This window comes from Pseudomonas sp. TE4620, assembly GCF_056279045.1.
Map to the genome: position 1 here is coordinate 722370 of NZ_JBWBQO010000001.1, position 16676 is coordinate 739045.

Here is a 16676-nt window from a genome sequence, read left to right on the forward strand (position 1 = left end):
GTTCCAGCATCCCAGAGGGGCATTGCGATGATCGGCTTCACCTTTCGCCAGTTGGAGTATTTCGTCGCCGCCGCCGAGCAGGGCAGTGTCAGCGCAGCGGCGCGCACCAAGCATATTTCCCAGCCGTCGGTGTCGCTGGCGCTGTCGCAGCTGGAGGCGAGCCTTGGCGAGAAGCTCTTTCATCGCCAGGTCAGCCGTGGCCTGGAGCTGACCCCGGCCGGGCGCAAGCTGCTCGAACAGGCGCGCGACATGCTCAACCTGGCCTCGGCCATCTGCGGCAAGGGCGAGCAGCAACACGTGGTGCGCGGGAGCCTAAGCCTGATCTGCTTCCAGGACCTGGGGCCCTATTACGCGCCGCGCTTGCTGAGCGGCTTTCGCCGGCGCCATCCGGAGGTCACCATCACCTTGTTCGAGGCCGATCTGGCCGAGGTCAACCGGCGCCTTGCCGATGGCAAGGCGGAGCTGGCGCTGACCTATGACGTGGGGCTCGATGCGCCGATCGAAAAGCGCGTGCTGGCGCAGCTGACGCCTTACGCTCTGCTGCCGGCCGACCACCCGCTGGCGTTGCAGGAGCGGGTATCGCTGGTGGACCTGGCCACTGAATGCCTGATCCTTGAAGACATCGCCCGGACCCGCGAATACTTTCTTTCGCTGTTCTGGGCCCATGACCTGCAACCGGCCAGCCTGCAACTGACCCAGACTTTCGAGATGCAGCGCGGGCTGGTCGCCCATGGCTATGGCGTGGCGCTGTCTTGCACCCGGCCGGTGGCCGATTGCAGCTACGACGGCCAGCCGCTGGCCTGCCGGCCCCTGCTGGAAACGGTCAGCCCGCAGCCGGTGGTGCTGGCCCAGTCCAGTGCCATGCGCCCGTCACCGGCGGCGCAGGCCTTCCTCGACTGGGCCAGCGAGCAGCTGGCGACCTGATCAGTTACCCGGCGAACCGGCCAACCTGACCTGCGGTTGGCGGGCGACGAACAGCCAGTAGCCCAGTGACAGCAGGGCCAGCCAGCCGATGCCCACGTACAGGGCCATGCGCGTGTCGGGGAACCAGGCCAGCACGCCGAAGATGAACAGCATGAACACCACCGCGCAGGCCGGGCCGACCGGCCAGAACGGCACCGGGAAGTGCAGCCTTGCCACCTCGTCGGTGCTCATGCCGCGGCGCATGACGATCTGCGACAGCAGGATCATCAGCCACACCCAGACGATCGAAAAGGTCACCACCGCCGCGAGGATCAGGAACAGGTTGTCCGGCGCCAGGTAGTTGAGCACCACCCCCAGCAGCAGGGCCACGGCCATCACCACCACGGTCATCCACGGCACACCGAAGCGCGACAGCTGGGCGAAGCTGGCCGGTGCCTGGCCGTTGTGGGCCATGCCGTACATCATCCGCCCGGCGCTGAAGATGTCGCTGTTGATCGCCGACACCGCCGCCGAAATCACCACGATGTTCAGCAGCGTCGCCGCCGAGCCAATGCCCAGGCCGCTGAAAATCTGCACGAAGGGGCTACCTTCGCTGCCGATCTTCGACCAGGGGTAGATCGACATCAGCACCAACAGGGTGAACACGTAGAACAGCAGGATGCGCAGCGGTACCGAGTTGATCGCCCGGGGAATCACCCGCTGCGGGTCCTTGGCTTCGCCGGCGGTGATGCCGATCATCTCGACGCCGCCGAAGGCGAACATCACCACGGTGAACGAGGCGATCATGCCGCCTACGCCGTTGGGGAAGAAGCCGCCATGGCTCCACAGGTTGCTCACCGCCGCCAGGGGCTCGCCGGCGCCGCCCAGCTGGATGCCGAACATCAGCACGGCGGCGCCGGCAAGGATCATCGAGACGATGGCGGTGACTTTCAGCAGCGACAGCCAGAACTCCAGTTCGCCAAACACCCGCACGCTGCACAGGTTCAGCGCGCCGATGAAGAAGACGATGCCCAGCACCCAGATCCAGCGCGGCGTGTCGGGGAACCAGAAGCTCATGTAAACGCCGAAGGCGGTGACATCCGCCAGGCACACCACCAGCATCGAGAAGGCGTAGCTCCAGCCGGTGAGAAAACCGGCAAAGCGCCCCAGGTACTGGCTGGCGTATTGCCCGAAGGAGCCGGACACCGGGTTGCGCACGGCCATCTCGCCGAGGGCGCGCATCATCATGTAGATCGCCGCGCCACCGATCAGGTAGGCGAGCAACACCGAAGGGCCGGCCAGTTTGATGGCCGCTGCAGAGCCATAGAAAAGCCCGGTGCCGATGGCAGAACCGAGCGCCATGAAGCGAATGTGGCGGGTACTCAGACCGCGCCGCAAGGCGGTGCTGTTTTCGTTCATCCCAGGTAACTCCTCGTTGTTCTTATTCTTGGATAGCAAGGCGCCGTAGGACACAGGCAGGGCCATTAACCGGCCAAAGGCGGCGGGCTGACAACCGTCGCGCCATACAGATTGCCTATAGTGGCGCATAGGTAATCTGTGGTTTACCGGCTGCGCGCGGGCGCCCAATACTTTTGTCATTACAACAAGAGAGGTGGTCTGCGATGAATGCCGATATCGAACAGTTCCAGCGTGACGGTGCAGTGGTCTTGCGTGGCGTGTTCCGCGACTGGATCGAACCGCTGCGCGAAGGTTTTGAACAGAACCTGGCCGCGCCCAGCGCCTTTGCCATCGAGAACGTCGGCAGTGGCGAAGGCGGGCGCTTCTTCGAGGATTACTGCAACTGGCAACGCATCCCGGCATTCAAGGACTTCGTGCTCAACTCGCCCGCTGCGGCGCTTGCCGGGGCGCTGATGCAGTCGCGGCAAGTGCAGGTGTTCCATGAACACATCCTGGTCAAGGAGCCGGGTACCTCCAAGCCCACGCCCTGGCACCAGGACCTGCCGTACTACTGCGTCGACGGCCTGCAAACCGCCAGCTACTGGATACCGCTGGACCCGGTCACCCGCCACAACACCCTGAGCGTGGTCCTCGGCTCCCATCGCTGGCCCAAGCCGGTTCGGCCTAAGAGCTGGGCCAGCAACAAGGATTTCTATGGCGCCACCGATGCCGGCTCCGGTGAAAGCCTGTTCATGGACATGCCGGACGTGGAGAACGGCGAGTATCAGATTCTTTCGCCGGAGCTTGAGCCAGGTGATGCGGTGGTGTTCGATTTTCGTACCGTGCATGGCGCCGCCGGCAACAACGGCAGCAACCGCCGCCGAGCCTTCTCGACGCGCTTCATGGGTGATGACGTGCGCTATATCCAGCGGCCCGGCCGGACCTCACCGCCGTTTCCGGGGATTGATCTGAAGAGCGGCGATCGCATGCGCGAGGACTGGTTTCCGGTGGTGTGGGCGCGGTCTTAAGGGGGGGCTGGCAGGAGCGAGCTTGCCTGGCGATGCGATGTGGCAGGTAGATCGCTATCGCGGGTCAAGCCCGCTCCCACAGGTATTGCGGGTTACTTAAGATGGGCGACGATCTCGTCCTTGATCTTCAGGCGTTCCTTGCGTAGCCGGGTGACGGTGTCATCGGCGGCGCTACTGTTCTCGGCAGCGACGACTTCGGCGTCTTTGCGGTTGTACGCTTCATGCAACTGACTCAGCCGTGGATTGCTCTGTTGCTTCTCGAGGAACTGCTCAGGGGTCAGACCCACGTCTGCGTACAAATCGTGCTTGACCGACATCTTTTCACCTCTCCGGGGTTTGTGGGGTGGAAGTCATGAACTTAGAGGATAGTCGGCTTTGCCGGGTTTCGCGGCTGGGGTAGTCTGTTGCAACATTTGCCCTGCCCAGGACTCCGTGCAATGCCTCATCTTCATGTGGAATACAGCGACAACCTGAAAAACCTCGAGGTCGACCGCCTGTTGCTGCGCCTTAACCACGCCCTGGTCGGTAGTGGCCAGTTTGCCGAAGAGCTGGACATCAAGAGCCGCGCCGTGGCCCTGGGCAGTTTTCGCGTGGGCGTGGCGCCGGTAGAGCGTGCGTTCGCCCACATCAAGCTGGCGATCCTCAGCGGCCGTTCGGCCGAGATCAAACGCCAGCTGTCGGCGAGCCTGCTGGAGGTGCTCAAGGAGGCCGTGCCAGGCACGCCGGAGCTGGACATCCAGCTGTGCGTCGAGGTAATTGATATTGATCGCGATTCCTATTCAAAAGTGCACCTGCCGGGGTAAACAGGCTGGTGCCTGAACACACGCTGAACGTAATACTTAAATAGACGCCAAGCGACTATTTGTTGGCGTCTTTTTCACAAAAAATTGATGACTGGCTACTTAAAGTTCGGGCTGTTTCCAGGTAGTGCCGCAACGGCACTGTTCCCGACGTTTAAATAAGCGAACCATCATGTTCAAGGTCAAACCCCTGCGGGCCGAATGGGTCACGTTGATTGCCAGCCTGTACCTGTTGATCGGCTTCAACTCGTTATTGTGGCAACACCTGGCCTCGGTGCTTGCCACCGATGCCCACGGCCTGCTGCTGCGCGCGGCCTTTGGGGTGATGATCCTCTGTGCGTTCAACCTGGTATTGACCCTGCTGGCCTTCAGGCCGCTGCTCAAACCGCTGCTGATTACCTTGTTCATGGTCAGTGCCGCAGTGGCGTACTTCATGAGCCAGTACGGGGTAATGATCGATGTCGGCATGCTGCGCAATGCCATGGAGACGAATGCCACGGAAGTGCGTGACCTGCTCTCGATTAAACTTTTTTTATATATAACGTTTTTAGGTGTCTTGCCTTCTTTGTTGTTGTACAAGACGCCGGTTTTATACCGTAACTGGGTCCGTGAATTGTTCGGCAAGTTACTCGCCAGTGTCGCCTGTGTTGTGGTGCTGGGCGCCGTCGCGCTGATCAACTACCAGGGCCTGGCTTCGCTGTTTCGCAATCACCATGAAATCCGCCTGCTGCTGGTGCCGAGCAATTTTGTCGGCGCCTCCCTGGGCTATGTCGGCGAGCGCGTTGGCAGCGCCGCCAAGCCGTTTCGCGCCATCGGCGAGGACGCCAGGCTCGACGTCGCCTGGCAGCAACGTACGCGCAAGTCGCTGACTGTGCTGGTGGTCGGCGAGAGCGCGCGGGCGCCGAACTTCGGGGTGCTCGGCTATGGCCGTGACACCACACCGCAACTGAGCCAGGAAAAGGGCCTGATCGCCTTCACCGACGTGCACTCCTGCGGCACCGAAACCGCCGTGTCGGTGCCGTGCATGTTCTCCGGCTTCACCCGCAAGGATTACGACGCCAGCACCGCAAAAAACCAGGAAGGCCTGCTCGATGTGCTGCAGCGGGCAGGGCTGGCGGTGCGCTGGCGTGATAACCAGTCTGGCTGCAAGGGCACTTGCGACCGGGTGGTGTTCGAGGATGTCAGCAACCTCAAGGACCCGGCGCTGTGCGCCGATGACGAGTGCCGCGACGAGATCCTGCTCAAGGGCCTGGACGGCTTCATCGATAACCTGCAACAGGACACCGTGCTGGTCCTGCACCAGATGGGCAGCCACGGGCCGGACTACTACAAGCGTTACCCCAAAGCGTACGAGCGCTTCACTCCGGTGTGCCGCAGCAACGCCCTCAACCAGTGCAGCCAGGAGAGCATCGTCAACGCCTATGACAACACTCTGGTGTACACCGACCATGTCCTCGCTTCGCTGATCGACCTCTTGCGCAGCAAGCAGGACAAGGTCGACACCGCCATGCTGTACCTCTCCGACCACGGCGAATCGCTCGGTGAGTACAACCTGTACCTGCATGGCACGCCGTACATGCTGGCGCCGGAGCAGCAAAAACACGTGCCTCTGCTGGCGTGGTTCTCCGACAGTTACAAGGCCAGCTTCGGCGTCGACAGCGACTGCCTGCAGAAGGCCCGTAATCAACCGCTGAGCCAGGACAATCTGTTCCATTCCATGCTCGGCCTGCTGCAGGTGCACACCGCCCTGTACAAGCCGCAGCTGGACCTGTTCGCCAGTTGCCGGCCGATGTTGGCCCGGCACTGATCACAGGCGCGGTAGCGGCGGCAGGGATAGCGGTCGAGTGGTTTCCCGACGATGGCCTGCGCCGTATATACTGCGCGCCATTGTTTGTGGGAGAGCCTTGTGGCCATTGATATTCACTGGATTTGCGATGACCGCAGCCTGGCAGAGCATTGCCAGCAGTGGCGCACGCTGCCCTTCGTGGCACTCGACACCGAGTTCATGCGGGTCGATACCTTTTATCCGAAAGCCGGTTTGATCCAGGTCGGCGACGGGGCACGGGCCTACCTGATCGATCCGCTGCGCATCGGCGACTGGCAGCCGCTGGCCGGCCTGCTCGAAGATCCGCAGGTGATCAAGGTCCTGCATGCCTGCAGCGAAGACCTCGAAGTGCTGTCGCGCCTGACCGGCAGCCTGCCGGCGCCGTTGTTCGACACCCAGCTGGCCGCCGGTTACCTCAACCTGGGCTTCTCCATGGGCTATTCGCGCCTGGTCCAGGAAGTGCTGGGCATTGACCTGCCCAAGGGTGAAACCCGCTCCGACTGGCTGCAACGCCCGCTGTCGGACACCCAGGTCAGCTACGCCGCCGAAGACGCCGTGCACCTGGCCGAACTGTACGAGCGCCTGCGCCCGCAATTGTCGGATGACAAGAACGCCTGGGTGCTTGAAGACGGCGCCGAACTGGTTGCCCAGCTGCGCCGCGAAACCGATCCCCTTGAGCTATACCGCGAAGCCAAGCTGGCCTGGAAGCTGTCGCGTGCGCAACTGGCGGTACTGCGCGAGCTGTGCGCCTGGCGCGAGCGCGAGGCGCGTGCGCGCGACCTGCCGCGCAACCGCATCGTGCGTGAAAACGCCTTGTGGCCGATGGCCCGCACCCAGCCCGACTCGCTGTCGGCGCTGGCCAAGATCGAAGACATGCACCCGCGCACCATTCGTCAGGATGGCGAGTTTTTGCTCGGCCTGATCAAGCAGGCCGCCAGCCTGCCGCCGGAGCAATGGCCTCCGGCGGTGCCCGAGCCGCTGCCGATCGAAGCCTCGGCGCTGCTCAAGCAACTGCGCGGCATCGGCCAGGCCGAGGCCGAGCGCCTGAACATCGCCCCCGAGCTGATGCTGCGCAAGAAAACCCTGGAACTGCTGCTCAAGAGCGGCTACCCCAACGGACCCTATCAACTCCCCGAGTCGCTGCGCGGCTGGCGCCGTGAGCGCATGGGGCAGGCGCTGCTTGATTGCCTGGCGGGCGCCGGAGACCAACCATGAAACGTATCTGCTCGATCTACAAGAGCCCGCGCAAGAACGAAATGTACCTGTACGTGCTCAAGGCCGACGGCCTGGAGCGCGTGCCCGAAGGCCTGCTGCCGTTCTTTGGCAAGCCCGTGCATGCCTTCGACCTGGTCCTGAGCCCGGAGCGCCAGCTGGCCCGCGAAGATATTGCCAAGGTCCTGGAAAACCTCGAACAGCAGGGTTACCACCTGCAAATGCCACCGGCCGAGGACGAGTACATCGAGCACCTGCCAGAAGAGCTGCTGCGTCGCAACGACCCGGTCTGATCCCCCTCTTTGTCGCGCCGCCAGCCCCTGGCGGCTTGCGCCGTTACCCAAGGTTGCAATGAACATGCGTGTTTTGATCGCTGAACAGGATCATGCCCTCTACGCTCGGCTGTTGCGCGAGATGGCACCGGACCTGGAGGTCCTGAACAGTGGCGATTCGGCCGAGCTTGCGCGGATGGCCGCCGCCAGCCCGGTGTGGCTGGGCCAGCCGGACCTGCTGGCGACCTTGCTGCGCCAGGGTCATCAGCCGCAGTGGCTGCAGTCGACCTGGGCCGGCATCACCCCGCTGCTGGCAGACGGCCTGCAGCGCGACTACCGCCTGACCCGGGCGGTGGGCATCTTTGGCCAGGTCATGGCCGAGTATGTGCTCACCTACATGCTCGGTCATGAGCGCGAGGTACTGGCGCGCCTGGTCAGCCAGGTCGAGCGCAAGTGGGATGACCGCCCCGGACGCAGCCTGCAAGGGCGCCGGGCGCTGATCGTCGGCACCGGTGATATCGGCCAGCAGGTGGCGCAGTTTCTGGTTCCGTTTGGCGTGCAGTTGTACGGCATCGCCAGCCAGCCGCGTGAGCAGGCGCCGTTTATCGAAGTGGCCGGCCTTGACGACCTGGGCCGTCTGGTCGGCGAGGTCGATTATGTCATCAACCTGCTGCCCGATACCCCGGCAACCCATGACCTGTACGACGCCGCGTTGTTTCAGCGCTTCAACCCCGAGGCGCTGTTCATCAATGCCGGGCGCGGTGTGGCGGTGGTCGATGGCGACCTCGTCGAGGCTTTGAAGAAAGGCCATCTGGCCGGTGCGGTGATCGATGTCTGTCGCCAGGAGCCGCTGCCCCAGCGCCATCCGTTCTGGACCGCCTGGGGCTTGCTGCTGACCGGGCACAGCTCGGCACCGACATCGCCTTCGGCGATGGTGCGCTTGTTTGTCGAGAACTTGCGGGCGTATCAGGCGGGTCAAGGGCTGCGCGGGGAAGTGGACTTTCAGCGCGGCTATTAAACGTCTCGACTTGACCCGCGAAACCCATCAAAGGCTGAAATCACCCTCAGCCGCCAACTCGCTCAACGGCCGCCGCGGGCTCGGCACTTCCCGCGCCTGCAAGCCTTCGGCCAGGGTCGACTTGTCGCCCAGCTTGCCGATCGCCACTGCCGCGTGCAGGGCGTAGCCTTCGGGGATCTTCAGCTCCTTGCGGGTCAGTTCCTGGTCGAAACCGGCCATGCCATGGGTGTGCCAGCCGCTCAGGCTCGCCTGCAACGCCAGGTGTCCCCAGGCCGAGCCGGTGTCGAAGGTGTGCCACAGGGCCGGGGTTTCTTCGCTGGTGCCCGGCGCGGTGAAGCTGGTTTTGGAAATGATGATCACCAGCGCCGAGGCGTGCTGGGCCCAGCTGCGATTGAACTCGTTGAGCAAGCCAAGGAAGCGTTCCCAGTTCGGCGTATCGCGGCGGGCATAGAGGAAGCGCCAGGGCTGCGAGTTGTAGGCCGAAGGTGCCCAGCGTGCGGCTTCAAGGAAGCTCAGCAGGGTGGCCTGGTCGATCGGCTCGCCGGTGAAGGCGCGCGGCGACCAGCGCTGGATGAACTGTTCGTTGATGGCATGATCGGCAACGCGAGGATTTGCACTCATCAATAGTTCCTGAAGTTGGGTAGGTGACCGCTGGTCAAACTACTGTGTCATATGAGCGCTGACAAGCGGTCTGGCAATGGCCGGTGACAGGCCCTAGACTGGCGCCGCCGCGCCGCCGCATACGAATTGAAACAGGACACCCGCGACATGACTGCCAACGCCAATCCATTCTGGATGCGTAAAACCCTCGAGCAACTCGACCCGCAAGAGTGGGAGTCGCTGTGTGACGGCTGTGGCCTGTGCTGCCTGCAAAAGCTTGAAGATGAAGACGACAACAGCGTCTATTACACGCGTATCGCCTGCAAGTTGCTGGACCTCAAGACCTGCCAGTGCAGCGATTACCCGCAGCGGATGCAGATCGTACCCGACTGCATCCAGCTCACGCCGGGCAAGGCCGACCAGTTCAAATGGCTGCCGACCACCTGCGGTTACCGCCTGGTCAGCGAGGGCAAGGATCTGCCCGACTGGCATCACCTGGTGTGTGGCGACCGCGAGCAGGTGCACAAGCAACGGATTTCACAATCCGGGCGCATGCTCAGCGAAGACAGCGTCGATGAAGACGACTGGGAAGACTATCTGATTTTCCGCGCCGGCTGAGCCTCGCAGAGGGTTGTCGGAGATCGCGTTTGGCGGAACAAGGAGTTTCTGTATGCGTGTGCGTTGCCATGGGTGGCTGGTGCTGGGCCTGCTGGCCAGTTCGCCGGCCTGGGCGAAAAAAGTCGATCTGGATTACCACGTGCGCTTGCTGCCAGAAAGCGAGCAGGCCGAAGTGCGCCTGACCCTGGCCGATGGCGCCAGCGTGCGCAGCCTGGACTTCGACCTGGGCAAGGACGGCGCCTACAGCGAGTTCAAGGCCGACGGTCAGTGGCAACTGCAGGGCGACGATCAGCGTGGCCACTGGCAACCGGCGCCGGGCAAAAGCCAGCTTACCTACAAGGTACGCCTGAGCCAGCGGCTCAAGGGCGGCGCTTATGAAACCCGCATGACCCCGGACTGGGCGCTGTTTCGCGGCGATGACCTGGTGCCGCCGGCGCGCCTGGACCAGCACGACGGCACCGAACTGGTGGCACGCCTGAGCTTCGAGCTGCCCAAGGGCTGGAAAAGCGTCGAGACGCCGTGGCCGCGCATCGGCAAGCAGCGTTTTCGCATCGACAACGTTTCGCGCCTGTTCGACCGCCCGACCGGCTGGATGCTCGCCGGCACCGTCGGCACCCGCCGCGCGCGCCTGGGCGAAACCGAAGTCAGTGTCGCCGCACCCCAAGGCCAGGGCATGCGCCGGCTGGACAACCTGACCCTGCTGACCTTCGTCTGGCCACAGCTGCAGGCAGTGTTCCCGCGCAACCCGCCCAAGCTGTTGCTGGTGGGGGCCCGCGATGAACTGTGGCGCGGCGCTCGCGCCGGGCACAACTCCATCTACCTGCACAGCAGCCGTCCGTTGGTCGCTGAGAACGGCTCAAGCCCGGTGCTGCGCGAGCTGGTGCATGTGTTTGCGCAAATCAATGATCGCGAGGCCAGCGACTGGATCAGCGAAAGCCTGGCCGAGTACTACGCCAGCGAACTGCTGCGCCGCGCCGGCGGCATGACCGACGAGCGTTACCAGGCCCTGCAGGCGAGCCTTGAACGCAGTGGCAAGAAGGTCAGCAGCTTGCGCGGCGAGCAGGTCGACAGCGCGGTGATCGCCCGTGGCGTGCTGCTGTTGCGCGCACTTGACCAGGAAATCCGCCTGCACACCCACAACCAGCGCTCACTGGACGATGTCACCCGGGCGATGATGCGCCTGAACAGCGTCAGCACCGCCGAGTTCATCCAGCTCAGCGAAAGCGTGCTGGGCAAGTCGTCCGAGGTGCTGCAGAGCAAGCTGCTGCGTTAAGGCTTGGGGTCATTGAGCGCGTCGTTGCCGGTCACCGTGGTGCCACGGGTAGCGGCTTCGGCGTTGGCCTTGAGCGCTTGCAGCTCGGCGCCGCTGCGTTCGATCTTGCTGCGGATGTTGTCCAGGTCGCTGCGGCCGCGTTCGATCAGGCTTTTCACCGAGCTGTGGCCGGTGATGCCACGGGCCAGGGCAACCCCGCCGATGGCCACCTGAATCAAGCCGAACAGGCCGCCACGGCGCAGGCCCTTGCCGACCATGATCACCCCGGTGGCAACCGAACCTGCGCGCTCCCAGCCGTGGACATTCTGATCGCTGGCCATATGCGCTGAATTGGCCGGGATAAGCGTCTGTTTCTCGGTCATGGTCATTCTCCAGTAGGGACGATGGTCTACAGCAGACCGCCGGGCAGGGCGGGCTGTTCAGTCGGCTTACTTGAATTTCGGCCCGGAGCGGGTGTTCAGGCCCTTGGCCAGGCGGTCGTAGAGCACCACGTTGACGGTGGCGGCAAGGTTCATGCAACCGTTGGTCGGGATGTAGATGGTCTCTTCACACCAGGCCCGCACGCTCGGGTCGAGGGAGCCGTCTTCGGGGCCGAAGATATAGATCGCGCGGTCCGGGTGGGTGTACTCGGGCAGCGCCCGGGCGCCGTCGACCAGCTCTACCGCCACCGGCGTGCAGCCCAGGGGGATGATCTTCTGCAGGTCGTCGATACCGATCAGTGGAATGTCGTAGTGCACCCGCTTGGTGTCGGTGACGAAGTCGCGGGCACGCTCATAGCGCTTGCCGGTGTAGAACACCGAGTTGACGCCGTAGCAACCCGCGGCGCGCATCACCGAACCGACGTTCTCTGCTGACTTGGGGTTGAACAGACCAATGCAGCTGTACCGTTTGTTCGCCACGTGCCGGGGCCCTTCGCAAAAAAGACGCGATTATACGGGCTTGCCGGCGACTGTGGGCGCTTCAGTCCTTCTTCAGCATCCCGGCCAGGGCCGCAAACGGATTGTGGGTGGCCTTGGCGATGCTCGGGCTGCTGGTCGAGCCTTCGCTGAAGTACTGCTGGTCGGTATAGCGCGAGTGCTCGTTGTCGTGGCAGTACAGGCACAGCAGCTCCCAGTTGGAACCGTCCTGGGGGTTGTTGTCGTGGTTGTGGTCACGGTGGTGCACGGTCAGCTCGCTCAGGCGCTTGCCGGCGAACTCGCGGGCGCAGCGGCCACACACGTGCGGGTACATGCGCAGGGCCTTGTCACGGTAGCCCATTTCCTTGTCGCGCTTGGCGTCGGCGAGGATGCGGTCTAGCCGTGCGGTGGCGGCGGCAGAGGATGACGAACTCATGGGATTACCTTTTCTCGGGCTTGTTACGGTTATGCCTTGAAGTTTAGCCCGATGGCGGGCAATTCGGACAGGCAAACCGTGCGCGGTGGGAGTAGCCTGTAGCCAGGACCCTCAAGGAGCCTGCGCATGCGTTACGCGATCATTGCCGTACTGATCTGTGCCAGCCTGCAAAGCACCGTGGCCGCCGAGTTGCAACCGCGGCTGGCCACGCCGGTGCCGGGGGCGCCGGGCACCGCCACGCCAACACCCTATCCGCAGGTGACGCCAAGTACGCCGCCGCGGGCCGGTGATGCGCGACCGGGCTCGCCATTGCTGCCGCCGATGCCGCTGCCCGCTCCACCCAAGGACCAGCCGTTGCCCGGCCTGAATCCGGACAACAACAAGGGCAAGGGCGACTAGACCTGCTGCGCCAGACGCTGGCCGTCCTGCATGCGCAGGCGCCGCGACAAGGCCACGGCCAGGGCGCGGATGATCTTGGCGGCGATCTTCGGGGCGTCGTTGAGCATCTTTTCCAGCGAGTCCTTGCCCAGGTTGAGCAGTTGGCAGTCGCTGGCGGCAATGCAACTGGCCGAGCGCCGTTCACCGTCGAGCACGGCCATTTCGCCGAAGGCACGGCCCTTGCGCAGGGTGGCGATTTCGACCTGGCGCTGCTCGGCGTCGGTCTTGCGTACCGACACCACGCCGTGGTGGATGATGCACATGAAGGTGCCGGCATCGCCTTCGCGGAAAATTTCTTCACCTTCGCTCATGCTGCTGATGCTGAAATAGCCGGCGGCGGCCTGGAAGTCGACAGGCAGCAACTGGTCGAACAGGCCGCAGTCCATGAGCATGTCGCGGATTTCGTTGTTGAGGTGGGTGGGTTCAGGCATTGACGTCGTTCTTTTAGTTTTGTGGTGTCTGATAATCGCGGGTCAAGCCCGCTCCTACAGGGGCGGGCGGTGACTCAGACAACAAATTTTCCGATTTACACCACGCCCAGCACGTTAAATACGAACGCGTACTCCAGCGCCACATCGCGCAGCCCCTGGTAGCGTCCGCTCATGCCGCCGTGGCCGGCGCCCATTTCGGTCTTGAGCAGCAGCAGGTTGTCGTCGGTCTTGGTCACCCGCAGCCGCGCCACCCACTTGGCCGCTTCCCAGTACTGCACACGGCTGTCGTTGTAACCGGCGATCACCAGCAGGGCAGGGTAGGCCTGGGCGCGGACGTTTTCATAGGGTGCGTAGGCCTTGATCCGCTCGTACACCTCGGGTTCTTCGGGGTTGCCCCACTCGTCGTATTCGGTGACGGTCAGCGGCAGTTCCGGGTCGAGCATGGTGTTGAGCACGTCGACGAACGGCACTTCGGCAATCGCCGCCTTGAACAGCTCCGGGCGCTGGTTGAGTACTGCGCCGATCAGCAGGCCACCGGCGCTGCCGCCGCTGATCGCCAGTTGCCCGGCGCAGGTAACGCCCTGGGCGATCAGGTGTTCGGCGCAGGCAATGAAGTCGCCGAAGGTGTTGTGCTTGTGCTCCTGCTTGCCGGCGCGGTACCAGGCTTCACCCAGCTCGCCGCCGCCACGCACGTGGGCGATGGCAAAGGCCACGCCGCGTTCGAGCAGGCTCAGGCGAGCGTGGGAGAACCACGGGTCGAGGCTTTCGCCATAGGCGCCATAACCGTACAGGTACAGCGGCACCGGCTTGCCGACGTCGGCGCGGCGCTGCACCAGGCTGATCGGTACCTGGGTGCCGTCGGCGGCAGTGGCCCACAGGCGCTGGCTGACGTAGGCATCCGGGTCGAACGGGCCGAGCACCGGGGTTTGCTTGAGCACTTGCTGGGCGCCGCTGGCCAGCTCCAGTTGGCGTACCTGGGCCGGGCGGTTGAGCGACTGGTAACGCAGGCGGATGCGCGGGCTGACGAACTCCAGGCTGTCCTGCACGTACAAGCTGTAGGCAGCGTCTGGCAGCTCGACGCGGTAGGCCGGCAGGCCTTGTGGGCGCACCTCGATGATCGGCAGGCCGCCTTCGCGCAGGCTCAGGGTCAGGGCGCTGGCGTTGAGGGTCAGGCCTTCGAGCATCACCGTGTCGCGGTGGGCCACCAGCAGTTGCCATTGCTCGCGGCTCGGCACGCTATCGGCTTGGGCCTGGTACAGGGCGAAGTTGATGCCGTCCTGGTTGCTGCGGATGAACCAGCGCCACTGGCCTTCGAGCTGGCCGTGGTCAGGGTAGTACTCGTGGCCCTCGACCCGCGGCGCCAGGCAGGTGAAGGCCTGCTCGGGATGTTCGGCGTCGAGCACCCAGGCTTCGCTGGTGGTCTTGCTGTTGAGCAGCAGGATCAGCTGGCGCTCGGAGCTGGCGCGGTAGCAGTGCAGAAAGAAACGACCGTCGGTTTCTTCATATACTGGTGCAACGCTGCCGCTGCCCAGGCGATGGCGCAACAGCTTGTGCGGGCGATGGGTGTCGTCCAGCTCGGCGAAGAACAGCGTCTGGTTGTCGTTGGCCCAGGTCATGCTGCCGTCGCAGTCCTCGAACGGCAGTTGCTCGATGGCGCCGCTGGCCAGTTCCTTGACGTACAGGGTGTAGATTTCGTCGCCCGTGGTGTCCAGGCTGTAGGCCAGGCGCTGGTGGTCGGGGCTGATGCTGAAGGCACCGAGGGACAGAAAGCCGCCCTGGGCCAGTTCATTGGGGTCGAGCAGCAGCTCTTCGCGGCTTTCATCGACCGTGTTGGAATCGTCGGCCGGGCGCGGGCAGCGGTAGTGGCGGGCGTATTCGTCACCGGCGGTGGTGCGCGTGTAGTACAGGTACGGGCCCCAGGGCGAAGGCAGCGACAGGTCGGTTTCGAGGATGCGCGCCTTGATCTCTTCGAACAGTTGCTCGCGCAGCGGCGCCTGAGCGGCCAGCTGCGCCTCTTGATAGGCGTTCTCGGCGTTCAGGTACGCCAGTACCTCGGGGGTGTCGCGCTGCTGCAGCCAGGCATAGGGATCGGCACCTTCGGCCTTGCGGGCAATCGGGGCACGGGGAGCGGTGGCGTCTGCGGACATGCGGGGTTCTCTTGGCTGGGGGGCGCCTGCGCGCGGAAAAGTGTTTATCATAAGCGTCTATTTGCCTAGCTTGCCACGGACACCATGACCGAGAACGACTATCTGCTCGCCTGGGGCCTCTACGCCCTTGCCGCCTTGGGATGCCTGCTGGTGGGCTTTCGCCTGACCTCATGGATGTGGCGCTGGTTGCGCGAACCGCTGCGGGTGCTGATGGCGGTGCTGCTGCTGACCCCGACCATTGTCGACCCGGTGAAAGAAAAGTTCGCCCCGGCCATCGCCATTGCCGCTCTCGACACCCTGTTCAAGGTCGGCAACAACGCCCTGCGCGCCGCAGCCGACCTGGCCATGTACGGCATGATTGCCTTTGCCCTGTATGCGCTGTTCGTGCTCATCCGCTGGCCGCTCGAGCGCCGTGCCAGGGCCCGCCGCGAGCAGGCGCAAGCCGCCGCGCAACGTGAAGCGGACGAGCCTGTGAGCGATGAGCCGTTCGCCGCCGAGCGCAGCGACCGCTACCGTAACCCGCCACCTGCAGCGCCGCTGGGCGGCAGTGGCGCGCGGGTCGAGCCGCGCCTGTAGCCTTTGCCCGGAGCAGCCAAGCATGTGTGAATTACTGGGCATGAGCGCCAATGTGCCGACCGACATCGTTTTCAGCTTCACCGGGCTGATGCAGCGCGGCGGGCGCACCGGCCCGCACCGTGACGGCTGGGGCATCGCCTTCTACGAAGGCCGTGGCCTGCGCCTGTTCCAGGACCCGGCGGCGAGCTGCGAGTCGGAAGTCGCCAACCTGGTGCAGCGCTACCCGATCAAGAGCGAGGTGGTGATCGGCCACATTCGCCAGGCCAACGTCGGCAAGGTCTGCCTGTCCAACACCCATCCGTTCGTGCGCGAGCTGTGGGGGCGCAACTGGTGCTTTGCGCACAACGGCCAGCTCGGCGAGTTCAAGGGCCAGGCGACCTTCTATCGGCCGGTTGGCGACACCGACAGCGAAGCGGCGTTTTGCGACCTGCTCAACCGCGTGCGCGAAGCCTTCCCCGAACCGGTCGAGGTCGAGCAATTGCTGCCGGTGCTGGTCGAGGCCTGCGCCGAATACCGTGGCAAGGGCGTGTTCAACTGCCTGTTCAGCGATGGCGACTGGCTGTTCTGCTTCTGTTCGACCAAGCTGGTGCACATCACCCGCCGAGCGCCGTTTGGCCCGGCACGGCTGAAGGACGTCGACATGATCGTCGACTTCCAGGCCGAAACCACCCCTAACGATGTGGTCACGGTGATCGCCACCGAGGCCCTCACCGAGAACGAAACCTGGCACCGCTACGCACCTGGCCAGTGGGCCCTGTGGCGCCGTGGCGAATGCATCGCCGAAGGCCAGGCCAGCTAAGGATCA

20 protein-coding genes are annotated in these 16676 nt (G+C 64.1%); 12 read left to right on the top strand and 8 right to left on the bottom strand.

Annotated features, from left to right (window positions below; genetic code table 11):
* The first annotated feature begins 27 nt into the window (after positions 1-27).
* A complete protein-coding gene (locus tag ACZ9A3_RS03425; protein WP_476252142.1) occupies positions 28-924 on the top strand; it encodes a LysR substrate-binding domain-containing protein in 897 nt (298 codons plus the stop codon).
* Here the strand turns inward: ACZ9A3_RS03425 and ACZ9A3_RS03430 are convergent, their stop codons facing one another.
* Positions 925-2322, bottom strand: a complete 1398-nt coding sequence (locus ACZ9A3_RS03430; protein WP_476252143.1) for an amino acid permease — start codon at positions 2320-2322, stop codon at positions 925-927.
* A 203-nt stretch (positions 2323-2525) separates the two neighbouring features.
* On the opposite strand from ACZ9A3_RS03430, the gene ACZ9A3_RS03435 reads away from it, so the two are divergent.
* A complete protein-coding gene (locus tag ACZ9A3_RS03435) occupies positions 2526-3329 on the top strand; it encodes a phytanoyl-CoA dioxygenase family protein (RefSeq protein ID WP_093386256.1) in 804 nt (267 codons plus the stop codon).
* A gap of 92 nt (positions 3330-3421) precedes the next feature.
* On the opposite strand, the gene ACZ9A3_RS03440 is transcribed toward ACZ9A3_RS03435, so the two are convergent.
* A complete protein-coding gene (locus ACZ9A3_RS03440) occupies positions 3422-3646 on the bottom strand; it encodes an HP1242/YdcH family protein (RefSeq protein WP_093386251.1) in 225 nt (74 codons plus the stop codon).
* A 120-nt stretch (positions 3647-3766) separates the two neighbouring features.
* Between ACZ9A3_RS03440 and ACZ9A3_RS03445 the strand changes: the two genes are divergently transcribed.
* From ACZ9A3_RS03445 to ACZ9A3_RS03465, 5 genes are all read left to right on the top strand, one after another.
* Positions 3767-4132, top strand: a complete 366-nt coding sequence (locus ACZ9A3_RS03445; protein WP_093386246.1) for a 5-carboxymethyl-2-hydroxymuconate Delta-isomerase — start codon at positions 3767-3769, stop codon at positions 4130-4132.
* A gap of 169 nt (positions 4133-4301) precedes the next feature.
* On the top strand, positions 4302-5936 hold the full coding sequence (locus tag ACZ9A3_RS03450; protein WP_476252144.1) for a phosphoethanolamine transferase: 1635 nt from the start codon (positions 4302-4304) through the stop codon (positions 5934-5936).
* Between the two features lie 99 nt (positions 5937-6035).
* Positions 6036-7169 carry a ribonuclease D gene (gene rnd, locus ACZ9A3_RS03455; RefSeq protein WP_476252145.1) on the top strand — a complete coding sequence of 378 codons (1134 nt, stop codon included), beginning with the start codon at positions 6036-6038 and terminating at the stop codon, positions 7167-7169.
* Positions 7166-7459: a YcgL domain-containing protein gene (locus ACZ9A3_RS03460; RefSeq protein ID WP_045193483.1), complete on the top strand. Its 294-nt coding sequence runs from the start codon at positions 7166-7168 to the stop codon at positions 7457-7459. Before rnd ends, ACZ9A3_RS03460 begins: the two co-directional genes overlap by 4 nt.
* Positions 7460-7523: 64 nt before the next feature.
* Entirely contained in the window at positions 7524-8456 is a 933-nt protein-coding gene (locus tag ACZ9A3_RS03465) for a D-2-hydroxyacid dehydrogenase (protein WP_045193705.1), read from the top strand.
* Between the two features lie 27 nt (positions 8457-8483).
* On the opposite strand, the gene ACZ9A3_RS03470 is transcribed toward ACZ9A3_RS03465, so the two are convergent.
* Entirely contained in the window at positions 8484-9077 is a 594-nt protein-coding gene (locus tag ACZ9A3_RS03470; protein ID WP_476252146.1) for a nitroreductase family protein, read from the bottom strand.
* Positions 9078-9224: 147 nt separating this feature from the next.
* Between ACZ9A3_RS03470 and ACZ9A3_RS03475 the strand changes: the two genes are divergently transcribed.
* Together ACZ9A3_RS03475 and ACZ9A3_RS03480 are read left to right on the top strand one after the other, a co-directional pair.
* On the top strand, positions 9225-9674 hold the full coding sequence (locus ACZ9A3_RS03475) for a YcgN family cysteine cluster protein (protein WP_045193480.1): 450 nt from the start codon (positions 9225-9227) through the stop codon (positions 9672-9674).
* Between the two features lie 58 nt (positions 9675-9732).
* Entirely contained in the window at positions 9733-10947 is a 1215-nt protein-coding gene (locus ACZ9A3_RS03480) for a hypothetical protein (RefSeq protein WP_045193703.1), read from the top strand.
* On the opposite strand, the gene ACZ9A3_RS03485 is transcribed toward ACZ9A3_RS03480, so the two are convergent.
* From ACZ9A3_RS03485 to ACZ9A3_RS03495, 3 genes are all read right to left on the bottom strand, one after another.
* Positions 10944-11309 (bottom strand): YgaP family membrane protein, encoded by a 366-nt coding sequence (locus ACZ9A3_RS03485; protein ID WP_093386224.1) that lies wholly within the window; start codon positions 11307-11309, stop codon positions 10944-10946. The two genes, ACZ9A3_RS03480 and ACZ9A3_RS03485, sit on opposite strands and share 4 nt — an antisense overlap.
* Positions 11310-11375: 66 nt before the next feature.
* Positions 11376-11846 (bottom strand): RNA methyltransferase, encoded by a 471-nt coding sequence (locus ACZ9A3_RS03490; RefSeq protein WP_093386219.1) that lies wholly within the window; start codon positions 11844-11846, stop codon positions 11376-11378.
* Positions 11847-11907: 61 nt separating this feature from the next.
* Positions 11908-12279 carry a YajD family HNH nuclease gene (locus tag ACZ9A3_RS03495; RefSeq protein WP_038996595.1) on the bottom strand — a complete coding sequence of 124 codons (372 nt, stop codon included), beginning with the start codon at positions 12277-12279 and terminating at the stop codon, positions 11908-11910.
* A gap of 126 nt (positions 12280-12405) precedes the next feature.
* Between ACZ9A3_RS03495 and ACZ9A3_RS03500 the strand changes: the two genes are divergently transcribed.
* On the top strand, positions 12406-12678 hold the full coding sequence (locus tag ACZ9A3_RS03500) for a hypothetical protein (protein WP_093386214.1): 273 nt from the start codon (positions 12406-12408) through the stop codon (positions 12676-12678).
* Here the strand turns inward: ACZ9A3_RS03500 and ACZ9A3_RS03505 are convergent.
* Positions 12675-13148 carry a cyclic nucleotide-binding domain-containing protein gene (locus ACZ9A3_RS03505; RefSeq protein ID WP_045193477.1) on the bottom strand — a complete coding sequence of 158 codons (474 nt, stop codon included), beginning with the start codon at positions 13146-13148 and terminating at the stop codon, positions 12675-12677. The two genes, ACZ9A3_RS03500 and ACZ9A3_RS03505, sit on opposite strands and share 4 nt — an antisense overlap.
* 95 nt (positions 13149-13243) lie before the next feature.
* On the bottom strand, positions 13244-15295 hold the full coding sequence (locus tag ACZ9A3_RS03510) for a S9 family peptidase (RefSeq protein WP_093386205.1): 2052 nt from the start codon (positions 15293-15295) through the stop codon (positions 13244-13246).
* Between the two features lie 84 nt (positions 15296-15379).
* On the opposite strand from ACZ9A3_RS03510, the gene ACZ9A3_RS03515 reads away from it, so the two are divergent.
* Together ACZ9A3_RS03515 and ACZ9A3_RS03520 are read left to right on the top strand one after the other, a co-directional pair.
* On the top strand, positions 15380-15871 hold the full coding sequence (locus ACZ9A3_RS03515; protein ID WP_213602134.1) for an MFS transporter: 492 nt from the start codon (positions 15380-15382) through the stop codon (positions 15869-15871).
* Positions 15872-15893: 22 nt separating this feature from the next.
* A complete protein-coding gene (locus tag ACZ9A3_RS03520) occupies positions 15894-16670 on the top strand; it encodes a class II glutamine amidotransferase (protein ID WP_045193474.1) in 777 nt (258 codons plus the stop codon).
* Positions 16671-16676: the final 6 nt, after the last annotated feature.